The sequence below is a fragment of the Microbacterium sp. C448 genome, assembly GCF_000582705.2.
Taxonomy (GTDB): domain Bacteria; phylum Actinomycetota; class Actinomycetes; order Actinomycetales; family Microbacteriaceae; genus Microbacterium; species Microbacterium lacus_A.
Genome location: NZ_HG779793.1, coordinates 1 through 12,068 on the forward strand (window position 1 = coordinate 1; position 12,068 = coordinate 12,068).

Below are 12,068 nucleotides of genomic sequence, written 5' to 3' on the forward strand. Positions count from 1 at the left end.
CAGGTGGGCGACGAGGGCGACCTGGTCGAGCGACGCGTGCGGGCAGCCGAGCAGGATGAAGTCGACCTCGTCGCTCTCACCCTGCGCGTTGAGGGTGTCGTACACCCAGCGACGTTCGGCCTCGCCGTAGCGGATCGGCTCGGGGATCGCTCCCCCGCCGAAGGCGGCCTCGAGCGTCGGCGCCTCGGGAGTGATGCCCGGAATATGGAAGATCTCGACACCGCCGGACGTCGCGGTCGCCGCACCGAAGTGCTTGAGGTCGGCGAGGTCGGGTTGCGCGAACGATCCGACAATCGCCGGACGCGCTTCTTGCACGTGCTCGCCCACGAAATAGCCGAACATGCCCCACTCCTGGAACGTATCGATGCGCGCGTCGGCCTGCAGCAGGTGCGTCGCGTACCGGTTCTCGGTGATGTGGTTGCCCCAGTACGGGATTTTGCCGGTGAGCCCGGCGGCGCCCGTCGAAGCACCCCCCTCGCAGTTGGTGCGGGCACCGAGTACCGAGTTGGCGTAGACGACGGCGGATGACTCCATCCACGCGACGTGCTCGCCACGCACCGGCAGATTACCCACCTGGTATGGCGTGCAGGTCGCCAGGATGTTGACGCCGCGCTCGGAGTAGTAGTTCTCGGCATCCGTCTGCAGTTCGATCGACTGCGGCGAATAGGCCGTGAGTCCCTCGGCATCGTCGGAGAAGCCGTGCTGCAGCTGGCAGGTCGGCACCTTCATGCGCGGGATCTCGATGTCGTCGTCGCAATCGAGGTTGATGACGGCGTAGGCCTTGGCCCAGCCGCCCTCGCGCACCAGCTGTGCCTTCGCGGGTGACGGCTGCGTCATCGTGCCGGCGACATTGCGGGTGTCGACGAGGCGCTCCGCCCCGAGCGCCTCGCCGTACCGGATCAGCAGATCCATCGCGGCTGCGACTGCGGCGCCTTCGGCACCGTCGCGCATTCCGAGCTCTTCATCGGTGAGCTGCATCGCTCCTCCTCGCGCCCGCTTACGGGCATCGTCGTGCATGTGGCCCGCTCGGCGGGCTCCGCGCTATACGTCGATCTTGGTCGACGAAAACGGGATGGCGCGCGGCGGGTTGAGCGTGAAGATCTCGACGACGGCCGAAACGCCGGCGTTGTCCGCTCCCGCGACGACGATCTGGACGTTGGTCGGATGGCTGAGCAACCGCACCCGGTCGGGTGTGTCACCCTTGCTCGCCGTGTCGGGCGTCGAGTCCGGGTGATCGGCGGGCAGGCGCCACCGCGTCTTGTTCGATAGGGCCTCTTTGCCGACCTTCACCAGGTCGGCGCGATCGCGCACCGCGTTTTCGTAGATGAAGGTGCGGAGGTCTTCCTTGCTCCACCCCGCGTTCGCGAACAGCTCGGCGTGCTCGGGCACGAGCACGAGCAGCGTCGAGGTGTACTCGTGGATGAGCGCGCCGGTCCGGCAGATCGTGTCGACGAAGTCGAGGGCCAGCTGCTCGGGAATCATCGTGTGACGCGCCTCGATGTGCACGACGGAGCGGATGACGAACATTGTTGCGACACTGTCGCCCTCGGTGAATCCGTTCTCGACGGCGAACGAGGGCCACGGGCTCTGCTCCTCGTTCTCGGCGATGACGGCCGTGACCTTCGAGGGGTTGCCCTGCGTGGCCTGATCGAGCCCGTGCGGGTTGAGACCGAAGACGTTGATCAGCCCGAGGCGGATGGCGCGGCCGATCGTGGCGTTGGCGCGGAACCCGCCACCGAAGATGTTTCCGCGGCTGTTGATCTCGAGCTCGGTTCGCGCCGGGCCGTTGACGAGCAGGAAGGGCGCCGTGCCCGTGGTCGACTGCCAGATGCCGCGGGCGGGGTGCGGCTCTTTCGCCACCGATTCCCACGCGGCGATCACGGTGGGCAGGTACTCGGGCTTGCAGCCCGCGAGCGCGGCGTTGAGGGCGGCGAGGCGCACCGTGATGCTGCGGTTCAGGTGCGTGACGGTGAAGAGAACCTCGGAAGGATCCCGGTCGACCGTCGCGAGGAACTCCGCGAGGTAGGACTCGGTGACGGGAACAACGGGAAGGCCGTCCGTCCACTCGTTCTGGAAGTAGTACTCGACGGCGTCGATGATCTCGTGGGAATCGACTTCGGGCGTGCTGGACACCGTGACAGACATGCGTGAAACTCCTCTGTATCCGCTGATCTAAGCGCTGGCCCACCGCGCCGGGGGCCGGAAGCAATGTCGCATAGGGCCGTCGGGGGTCGCGGCCGCGGTTTCACTGTTCGAAAAGCTGCGTCTCAGGGTGTCTGTCACACGGCAGGATGGCGAAGGTACCGATCAGGTGTACCCGATCAGGCCGAGCAGATCAGGCAAGGAAGCCCGTATGACCGAGAATTCCCCCGCGCCCGCCAGCACTCCCGCTGATTCGGAGCAGCTGCACGTGTTCACGACGATCGACGAGGTCGGCTCCATCGAGGGCCGCGCGTTCGGCCCGTCGACCTGGCGCGCGATCCCGCAAGAAGACATCGACCTGTACGCGCAACTCTCGGGAGACGACAACCCGATTCACGTCGACGCCGAGGCCGCCGCCAAGTCGCCGTTCGGCGGGCGCATCGCGCACGGGATGCTGACGCTCAGCATGGTCGTTCCCCACCTCCGCGAGATCTACAAGGTGTCGGGCACGTCGACGGGCATCGTCTACGGCTTCAACAAGATCCGGTTCCCGAATGCTGTGCCCTCGGGCGCGAGCATCCGCGTACGTGGGACCGTCGCGAAGGTGGAAGAGATCCCCGGCGGATGGCAGGTGACCCTGGCGCTCGTCTTCGAGGTCGAGGGCGCGACTAAACCGGCCGTCGCGGCCGAGCTCGTCCTGAGGCACTACAAGTGAGCGCCGGCACGGACGCCACCGGCACACAGTCCGAAGACATCCGTCTCGACGGGCGGGTCGCCATCGTCACGGGGGCGGGCCGTAGCCTCGGCCGCGCCTACGCGATCGCCCTGGCCGATGCGGGTGCCGCCGTCGTCGTCAACGACGTCGATGCGGAATCCGCCGCCGACGCCGTGACCGAGATCGAGGGTCGCGGCGGCCGGGCCATCGCATCGGTCGCACCGGTCGGTTCGGCCGAGACGGCCCAGCAGCTGGTCGATGATGCCGTGAACGCGTTCGGCCGGCTCGACATCCTCGTCGCGAACGCGGGCGTCCTGCGTGACCGTGTGCTGTGGAAGATGTCGGACGACGACTTCGACGCCGTTGTGGCGACTCACCTGCGCGGCACGTTCACGACGGGGCGCGCCGCCGCGATCCGGATGCGCGAGCAGGGCGAGGGCGGACGAATCATCGTGATCGGCTCGCCCGCCGGGCAGTTCGGTTCGTTCGGTCAGACCAACTACGCCGCGGTCAAGGCCGGGCTCGTCGCGATGGCACGCACCTGGTCGCTCGAACTCGCTCGCGCCGACATCACCGCGAACGCCGTCATCCCGATCGCGATGTCGCCGATGACGGGCACGATCCCGGCCTACACGGAGCTGTACGAGCGATATCTTGCCGGCGAACCCATCCCGCGCGAGATCCGCCGTGACAAGGGGCTCGGCAGTCCCGAGGACGTCGCCCCGCTCATCGTCTGGCTCGCCTCCGAGAAGTCGCAGTCGGTCACCGGTCAGGCGATCGGCATCGGCGGCGACCGCCTCACCCTCTACTCGCACCCCGCCGTGCTGGACGTCGACTATGCGGACGGCGGCTGGAGCGCCGCGGGCATCGACGCCAGCTGGCAGGCGCGGTTCGCCGCTCAGGCGCAGACATCCGGTCCACCCTCACGCACGGAGGGGTGATCCGGCGATGATCCGTATCCACTACTCCGACCTCTGGCAGGGCATTGCGCGCGAGGTACCGGAGCGCACGGCGATCATCACGCGCGACGGTGACATGACCTGGGGGCAGTTCGCTGACGAGTCCGGCGGCATCGCGCGCTACCTCATCGACGAGTGCGGTCTGCAGACCGGGGATGCCGCGGCGACGCTGCTCTACAATCGGCCCGAGTACCTCACCTTCACCTGGGCGTGCCTCGCCACCGGTGTCGCGCCGGTAGCCCTGAACTACCGCTACAACGCCAGCGAGGTGCGGGCGCTGCTGGTGGATTCGGACTCGAAGGTGCTCTTCGCCCCCGCGTCGTTCGGCGCCATCGCCGCCGAGGCCGCCGCGGGGCTCGACATCCCGATCGTGATCGTCGACGACACAGACACCGATCCGGACGTTCGCTTCGACGTCACCTCGGTTCCGGGTGCCGTGCGTTACGACGACATCGTCGCGGCGGGCGGATCCATGCCGGCCGAGGCGCCCGCGGGTGCGGTGCTGCGTCTTTACACCGGCGGCACGACCGGCGCCCCGAAGGCCGTCGAATGGGACCTCGACACCCTGCTCGAGGCACGCCGGCAGTCCACCTGGGCCGTGACCGGAATCGAGCCGCCCGAGACGCTTGCCCGTGCCATCGAGATCGCGATCGACCCGGCGACACCGAAGGTCGTCACGCTCCCGATGAGTCCGATGCTGCACGGCACGGCGCAGTCGATGACGATGGGCACCCTGTCGCTCGGCGGCACGGTCGTGTTGCACGCGCACCCGAGCATGGACCTCGAAGAGGCCTATCGCCTCATGTCCGAGAACGGGGCGACGCGGCTCATCGTCGCGGGCGACGCCCTCGCGCTTCCCCTCGCCGAGAAGGCCGAACAGCACGATGGACTCCCCCACGTGAAGTGGATCTTCTCATCGGGCATGCGGTTCAGCGACGAGGTGAAGCGGCGGCTGCACTCGCTCGGCGACCTCGAGATCATCGATCTGCTCGCGTCCAGCGAGGGCGGACCGTACGCGTTCGGCATCACGAAGAGCGTCGATGACCTGCCCGCGCGGCTCGTGCTGACGCCCGGTGCCGTGCTGCTCGACGAGGACTACAACGAGATCTCGCTCGAGGCCGGTGCCCTCGGCATCCTCGGCTATCGCGGTGTACTGCCCAAGGGCTACTACGGCGATCCCGAGAAGACCGCCAAGACGTTCCTGCAGATCCGCGGGCACCGCTACGTCGTGCCCGGTGACTGGGCGCGCTCGAACGGCGACGGCACGATCGACCTGCTCGGGCGCCTCTCGGCCGTGGTGAACACCGGCGGTGAGAAGGTGTTCCCGACCGAGGTCGAAGAGGTGCTGCTCGAGCATCCGAGTGTCGGCGATGCGATCGTATTCGGCCTGCCGCATCCGCGATTCGGTGAGGCCGTCAGCGCGATGGTCGCACCAGCCGAGGGCGCCGAGATCGACAGCTCCGAACTGCTCGAGTTCGTCGCATCGCGACTGGCCGGATTCAAGAAACCGCGGCACCTCTTCGTGCGCGAGACGCTCGGCCGCTCGATCACGGGCAAGGTGGAGCTTGCTCGCGTGAAAGAGGACGCGCTGCGCGAACTGCAGGAGGCAAACGTATGAGCAAGATCCCCGGATTCGACCCCGCGCCGCTGACCGCGATCGACATGCACGTGCACGTCTCGATCGATTCGACCGGACGCACGGCGTCGCCGCCGGCGCTCACCGAGGCCCTCGCGAAGTACTTCAAGAGCAATGAGAAGCCTCGGGATGTCGACGCCACCGCGGCCTACTATCGCGAGCGGCAGATGGGCGCGGTCGTGTTCACGGTCGACGCGACCACGAATCTCGATCACGCGCCCAACAGCGTCGACGAGATCGTCGAGGGCGCTGCTCGCAACGCCGACGTGCTCATCCCCTTCGGCAGCGTCGATCCGCTCCAGGGCGAGGCCGCGGTCGACGAGGCACGCCGGCAAGCGTCGATCGGCGTGCGCGGGTTCAAGTTCCACCCCACCGTGCAGGCGTTCGATCCGTCCGACCCCGCCTACACACCGCTGTTCGGCGCGATTGAAGAGCTGGGCCTGCCGATTGTCGTGCACACCGGCCAGACCGGCGCCGGTGCCCAGTTGCCGGGCGGGTTCGGGTTCCGGCTCGGCCTGTCCAACCCGATGCTGCTGGACGACGTCGCCGCCCGTCATCCGGATCTGCAGGTCGTGATGGCCCACCCGAGTGTGCCCTGGCAAGACGAGCAGCTCTCCGTCGCAACGCACAAGGGCAACGTCTGGATCGAGTTGTCGGGCTGGTCGGCGAAGTACTTCGCGCCCTCGCTGGTGCGTGCGGCCCGCACGTACCTCAACGCGAAGACGCTGTTCGGTTCGGATCTGCCGGCACTCACACCCGACCGGTGGCTGAAGGACTTCGATGCGCTCGAGCTTCCCGATGCGGCACGCCAGGCGATCGTGAAAGACAATGCCGTTCGGCTCCTCGGCCTTGATTGATGAGCAGTAACTGATGGGTGATATTTGATGGGTGATATCTGATGGATGCACCGGTTCGGGGCGCGGCACCGACCGACCTGCTCGGCTACGCGGCCGACTTGCTGTCGGAGCGTGAACTCGCGAAGCTGCAGGCCCTGCGCGATCTGCTCGAGGAGCGCGCCCGCCCGCACCTGGCCGACTGGTGGGAGACCGCCGAATCCCCCGCGCACCTGCGCACCGAACTCGCGGCCCTGAACCTCGAGGACGACCCCGAGCTGCTCGACGAGAACGGTGCCCCGAACCCGTACTACGTCGGGTTCAAGCACTTCGAGTTCCAGCGCTTCGATGCATCCATCGCGACCATCTACGGCGGGCAGGTCGGCATGTTCCGCACCGTGGTGCGCGAGGGCGGCAGCCCCGAACAGGTTGCGCGGCTCGATCCGCGCATCCCCTCGTTCGAGCTGACCGGATGCTTCGCGCTGACCGAACCCGACCACGGCTCGGACGTCGCGGCCGGGATGCAGACCATCGCGACCCGCGAGGGCGATTCGTGGCGCATCACCGGCCACAAGCGGTGGATCGGCAACGCCGCACTCTCGGACGTCATCCTCGTGATCGCGAAGGACGCGGCGGATGGCGCGGCGAAGGCGTTCCTCGTGCCGCGTGACGCTCCGGGCGTCGGCGTGACCGACATCCGCGGCAAGATCGCGCTCCGCATGGTGCGAAACGGCGACATCACGCTCGACGACGTGGTCGTTCCCGAGTCCGAGCGTCTGCAGCGCATCGACTCGTTCCGGGATGTCTCGGCGATCCTCGCGCAGCTGCGCTACGTGATCGGCTGGAACGCCGCCGGCATGCAGATCGGCGCCTACGAGGCCGCTCTGCGGTACGCCCTGGGTCGACAGCAGTTCGGCCGCCCCATCGCGGGGTTCCAGCTCATTCAGGAGAAACTCACGCGGATGCTCGGCAACGCCACGGCGACCCTGTCGTTCGCCGTTCGCCTGACCGACCTGAAGATGCGAGGCGAGCTCACCGAGACCGTCGCCGCGCTGGCGAAGACCTGGGCCGCCGATCGTGTGCGCGAGACCGTGGCGCTCGGTCGCGAGATCGCGGGTGCCGAGGGCATCCGTGTCGACAACGACCTGGCCCGGTATTTCACCGACGCCGAGGCGGTCTACACGTACGAGGGCACGCACGAGATGAACTCCCTCATCGTCGGGCGCTCGATCACGGGTCTGTCGGCGTTCACGCGCTGAGCGGATCGTCCGCGCCGAAGCATCCGTCCCGTCCCTGCATCAGGAGGCAGTTGTGAATTACACGAAGCTCGGCGAGAGCGGACTCACGATCTCGCGTCTCGTGCTGGGGTGCATGAGCTACGGCGAACCCGGTCGGGGCGGGCACGGCTGGTCGCTCGACGAAGACGCGTCGCGCCCGTTCTTCCGCGCCGCCGTCGAGGCCGGCATCACCACGTTCGACACCGCGAACGTTTATTCGCTCGGCTCGAGTGAGGTCATCAGCGGACGGATGCTGCGCGAATTCGCGACGCGCGACCAGGTGTTGATCGCGACCAAGCTCGCGATGCCGATGGGGTCGGGTCCGAACGATCGAGGTCTGTCACGCGGGGCGATCATGACGCAGGTGGATGCTTCGCTGCAGCGGCTCGGCACCGACTACATCGACCTGTACCAGATCCACCGCTACGACCCCCACACGCCGATCGAAGAGACCATGCTGGCGCTGCACGACGTGGTGCGCGCGGGAAAGGTGCGCTACATCGGGGCATCTTCGATGTGGGCCTGGCAGTTCGCGCGGATGCAGCACGTCGCGGAGCTGGGCGGCTGGACGCCCTTCGTATCGATGCAGGATCAGTACAACCCGATCATGCGCGAAGAAGAGCGCGAGATGCATCCGTTCTGCTCCGCGACCGGGGTCGGGGTGCTCAGCTACAGCCCCCTCGCGCGGGGGCGCCTGTCGCGGCCATACGGGGCTGCGAGTGAGCGGCTCGGTCTCGATGAGACGGGCGCAAAGCTGTATCGCCAAGACGAGACATCCGATCGTGCGATCTCGGATGCCGTGGGGTCGATCGCCGACGAACGCGGAATCTCGCGTGCCCAGGTCGCCATGGCCTGGCAGTTCACGAAGCCGGCCGTGTCGGCGCCCATCATCGGGGCGACGAAGCCGAATCACCTGTCGGACGCGGTCGCGGCGCTCGATGTCGAACTCACGGCGGACGAGGTGGCGCGGATCGAGGCGCCGTACACGCCGCGGCGGCCCGAGGGCTTCGTCTAGCTCCGTTCGAGCTCGGTGAGGCCGCCGGACCTTCTATCCCGGGTCAGTTGGCGACGTCGCCGTACCCGGCCGCGGCGAGGGTGCGCGAGATCGAGGTCGCGGTCAGGCGGATCAGGTGCACCATGCCGCGTACGTCTCCCGTTTCGGGCGGGTACGACAGCGACACCGATGCGATGACCGATCCGTCGAATCCGCGCACCGGAGCCGCGACCGCGACGTTCTCGAGATCGGTCTGCCGGTCGCTCACGGCGTATCCCGTCCGCTGAATGTCGACCAGCACCCGCTCGAGCGTGTCCCGGTCGGTGTACGTGTGCGTGGTGAAGGCGGGCAGGTCGCCCGCGAGCACCTCTTCCTGGATGTGCCGCGGCGCGTAGGCGAGCAGTACCTGCCCGATCGCGCTGATGTGCATCTGGTAACGGTCTCCGATGATGGGGCGGCGCGGGTTCTTGCGCGGGTTGTGGAAGCGTTCGATCGAAACGAGCTCGACGCCCTCGCGGATCGCGAGGTGGGTCGCGAATCCTGTCGTCTCGTAGAGGTCGAGCAGGTACGGTCGCGCGTAACGCTGCAGACCGACCGAGCGGGGGGCGCGGGATGCGACCTCCCAGAGCCGCAAACCGACACGGTAGCGGCCATCCGTGTCCCGCTCGAGGGCGCCCCATTCGGTCAGGCGCTGCACGATGCGGTAGCAGGTAGCGATCGGCAGGCCGCTGTTCCGACTGATGTCGGAGAGGGCCTGGCGCGAGCGCGTCCCTTGGAATGTGGCCAGGATCGAGAGTGCGCGATCAACCACCGAACGAGACCCGGCATCCGGGTCAAGGACCTTCATTGGCGCCATCGTCATGCCTGACAGGCTACTCCTCGATGTACGCTTTGGCACCCCTGAGTACGCTGGGCGTTCACATGATGTCGGCTGTGCGTCTGATTTTTCGGTGACCGACCGGACTTTTTCGGTCGCTGAGCCCGTCTGGCTCGTCGAACTGCAGCCGAGCTGCGGTCGCCGCTTCCGCGAGAAGCGACCAGCCCCCGCTTGCGGTCGCTGAGCCTGTCGAAGCGACCCAACCGAGCTCGCAGGTACTGAGCCCGTCCCGACTGTTCACCCGGCGTTTCCTTACGAGTCCAGCGGTCTCGTAATTCCGCGCCATCTCTCCGGGTTTCCATACCAGTACACGCTGCTGCTGTTCGAGGGCAACGTCCGGGGCGCCACGATCCTCGGGCTTGTCGGTGCGGGCGGCATCGGCCTCGAACTGACCACGGCCATGCGCATGTACGACTACGGGCACCTGAGCGCCATCATCATCTGCATCATCGTGCTCGTCACGGTCATCGACCAGGGCAGCGCACTCATCCGAAAGCGAATCACATGAACTCGTTCGAAATCACCCTCAGTCCCCCCGTGAACCTGCGCGACCTCGGCGGCATCCCCATCGAGGGGGGAACGCTGCGCCCCGGCATCGCGGTGCGTGCCGACGACCTCGCGACGATCACCGAGTCGGATGCTTCCGCGCTCGTCGCGAGCGGAGTCACCGCAGTGATCGACCTCCGCTCGACGGGCGAGGTGGCGCTGACGGGTCGCGGCCCGCTCGCCGGCCAGCCCGTGGCCTACCACCACCTGCCGCTCATGGCCGATGTGGGAGAGGGAATGTCCCACGAGAGCATGCGCGACTTTTCGCACGAGTCGATGGGTCACATGTACGTACGGATGGTCGAGGCGGCGGCGCCTCAGCTCGCAACGGCGCTCACGGTCATCGCGCTCTCGCCCGGGGCGACGGCGTTCCACTGCGCCGCGGGTCGTGACCGCACCGGTGTGCTTGCGGCGATGCTGCTGCTCTGTCTCGGCGCGAGCGACGACGACATCGTCACCGACTACGCGCGCACCGGTATGAACATGGTCGCCATCAATGAGCGGATGCGTCCCACGATGGGCGTGCTGCTCGAGCGTCTAGGTTTCGATCTCGAGCAGATGGCGGCGCTGACCGAGGCGCTGACCGATCAGCGGATGGCCGTGTCGATGCAGATACTTCTGACCGAGCTGCGTGAGCGTCACGGCGATCCGCTCGCTCCCGTCCGCGAGGCGGGTCTCGCAGATGCGAGCATCGCGCGGTTGCGAGCGCGGGCCCTGGCTTCGGTGTGACGATGACTTCGACCGTGACAACCACGGCAACTCAGCGCGCGGCTCGCCGGCCGGGGCGCCCCCGGGATGAAGACATCGAGCGCCAGATTCTCGATGCCACGCTCGCGCTCATCGATGCGGGCGATGCGGTCACGGTGGGGCGGGTCGTCGCCGGTTCCGGCGTCAGCAGGGCGGCACTGTACCGGCGGTGGCCCTCACTCACGCAGCTGATCGCGGCGGCACTCGACCAGGGGCGCTCGATTCCCCGGCCCATCGTTCTTGGTGACGACGGGTCGGCGGTCAAGGCCGCGATTCTCGGGTCGCTGACGCTCGAGCAGGGAGAGTCGCTCACGGGCTACACCGAACAGCGCTTCCGTCAGCGCATCGCGCTCGCGATGGCCGACCGCAGCCTGCAGCGGGCGTACTGGCAGACACATGTCACACGACGCCGGGCGAGTCTCGAGGCGGCGCTGCGCGAGGCGATCGAGCGGGGCATCCTGCGTCCGGACCTGGATCCCGCGACCGGCTTCGATCTTCTCGCCGGTGTCGTCTATTACCAGGTCGTCGTGCGCGGCGAATCGTTCACCGACCCGGGGGTCATCGCGCGCTGCCAGCAAGCATTCGAGATCGCGTGGGAAGGGATGCTCAGGCGCTGAGCGCCCTCGCTCGTGCAAAGCTAACCTCGTGATTCTCGAGCACGCCATCCTTCCCGTCCGTTCCGGCAGCGAACCTGACTTCGAGGCCGCGTTTGCGAAGGCCCGACCGCTCGTCGCCGACCAGCCCGGGTGTCGGTCCGTGTCTCTGTCCCGGTCGATCGAGTCGCCGAACCTCTATCTGCTGCTGATCGAATGGGACTCGGTCGAGGCACACACCGACGGGTTCCGGATGTCTCGCGAATACGAGTCCTGGAAGACGCTGCTGCATCACTTCTACAACCCGTTCCCGGTGGTCGAGCACTTCACATCCGTCGTCGCGCGCTGATCCGGCACGCTCCCGTCGCGTCAGGTCGAGCACGCCGTCTTGGTCTCAGTTTTCTCATGTTCTTCTCATCTGCGAAGGCCTGATCCGGGTGCTTTTCGGGGGTTCAATGTCGGTGGTTGGTCGGATGATGAAGTCATGACCGAATCCGCACTGAACGCAGGCCTTCGGGCCGACGCGCGGATGAATGTGGTGCTGCCGAGGCTGATCGAGATCCGTGCGGCGAAAGCCCGGTTGGATGCCGAGGAAGCCCGTGCGCTGGCGGAGGCGCAGGCGATCGCTTCGGACTGGACCGAGGAAGCCGAGAACGGTCGCGTCGGGTCAGACGCGGGGTTTCCGTATCGGTCGATCGCGGCCGAGATCGGTGCCGCGCTGCGGGTCAGCGACCGCACCGTGCAACGTC

The 12,068-nt window shown here is 67.3% G+C and carries 12 protein-coding genes and 1 pseudogene; 10 read left to right on the top strand and 3 right to left on the bottom strand.

The features are described 5' to 3' along the window. Both MIC448_RS14405 and MIC448_RS14410 read right to left on the bottom strand, forming a co-directional pair. Positions 1-978: aconitase X (locus tag MIC448_RS14405; protein ID WP_036301269.1), on the bottom strand; the 978-nt coding region annotated here is incomplete at its 3' end. Between the two features lie 63 nt (positions 979-1,041). Beyond that, positions 1,042-2,145 carry a hypothetical protein gene (locus MIC448_RS14410; RefSeq protein ID WP_051514054.1) on the bottom strand — a complete coding sequence of 368 codons (1,104 nt, stop codon included), beginning with the start codon at positions 2,143-2,145 and terminating at the stop codon, positions 1,042-1,044. A 208-nt stretch (positions 2,146-2,353) separates the two neighbouring features. On the opposite strand from MIC448_RS14410, the gene MIC448_RS14415 reads away from it, so the two are divergent. The 6 genes from MIC448_RS14415 to MIC448_RS14440 are packed head-to-tail and all read left to right on the top strand — an operon-like array spanning position 2,354 to position 8,577. Beyond that, positions 2,354-2,857, top strand: coding sequence for a MaoC family dehydratase (locus MIC448_RS14415; protein WP_051514057.1), 504 nt, complete (start codon positions 2,354-2,356; stop codon positions 2,855-2,857). 38 nt (positions 2,858-2,895) lie between these two features. Next, positions 2,896-3,798, top strand: coding sequence for an SDR family NAD(P)-dependent oxidoreductase (locus tag MIC448_RS14420; protein ID WP_036301296.1), 903 nt, complete (start codon positions 2,896-2,898; stop codon positions 3,796-3,798). A gap of 7 nt (positions 3,799-3,805) precedes the next feature. Then, entirely contained in the window at positions 3,806-5,434 is a 1,629-nt protein-coding gene (locus tag MIC448_RS14425) for an AMP-binding protein (protein ID WP_036301272.1), read from the top strand. Then, a complete protein-coding gene (locus MIC448_RS14430) occupies positions 5,431-6,309 on the top strand; it encodes an amidohydrolase family protein (protein WP_036301274.1) in 879 nt (292 codons plus the stop codon). Before MIC448_RS14425 ends, MIC448_RS14430 begins: the two co-directional genes overlap by 4 nt. 41 nt (positions 6,310-6,350) lie before the next feature. Next, on the top strand, positions 6,351-7,544 hold the full coding sequence (locus MIC448_RS14435; RefSeq protein WP_036301276.1) for an acyl-CoA dehydrogenase family protein: 1,194 nt from the start codon (positions 6,351-6,353) through the stop codon (positions 7,542-7,544). Positions 7,545-7,596: 52 nt separating this feature from the next. Next, positions 7,597-8,577 (top strand): aldo/keto reductase, encoded by a 981-nt coding sequence (locus MIC448_RS14440; protein ID WP_036301279.1) that lies wholly within the window; start codon positions 7,597-7,599, stop codon positions 8,575-8,577. A 43-nt stretch (positions 8,578-8,620) separates the two neighbouring features. Here the strand turns inward: MIC448_RS14440 and MIC448_RS14445 are convergent, their stop codons facing one another. Then, a complete protein-coding gene (locus tag MIC448_RS14445; RefSeq protein ID WP_199484463.1) occupies positions 8,621-9,418 on the bottom strand; it encodes an IclR family transcriptional regulator in 798 nt (265 codons plus the stop codon). 519 nt (positions 9,419-9,937) lie between these two features. Here MIC448_RS14445 and MIC448_RS14455 point away from each other — a divergent pair. The 4 genes and pseudogenes from MIC448_RS14455 to MIC448_RS14470 form a co-directional block, all read left to right on the top strand. After that, entirely contained in the window at positions 9,938-10,708 is a 771-nt protein-coding gene (locus MIC448_RS14455) for a tyrosine-protein phosphatase (RefSeq protein ID WP_036301284.1), read from the top strand. Positions 10,709-10,722: 14 nt separating this feature from the next. Further along, positions 10,723-11,343, top strand: coding sequence for a TetR/AcrR family transcriptional regulator (locus MIC448_RS14460; RefSeq protein WP_036301300.1), 621 nt, complete (start codon positions 10,723-10,725; stop codon positions 11,341-11,343). Positions 11,344-11,371: 28 nt separating this feature from the next. Beyond that, positions 11,372-11,668 (top strand): antibiotic biosynthesis monooxygenase, encoded by a 297-nt coding sequence (locus tag MIC448_RS14465; protein ID WP_036301286.1) that lies wholly within the window; start codon positions 11,372-11,374, stop codon positions 11,666-11,668. A 135-nt stretch (positions 11,669-11,803) separates the two neighbouring features. Then, a pseudogene (locus MIC448_RS14470) lies at positions 11,804-12,068 on the top strand (hypothetical protein); the annotation flags it as partial.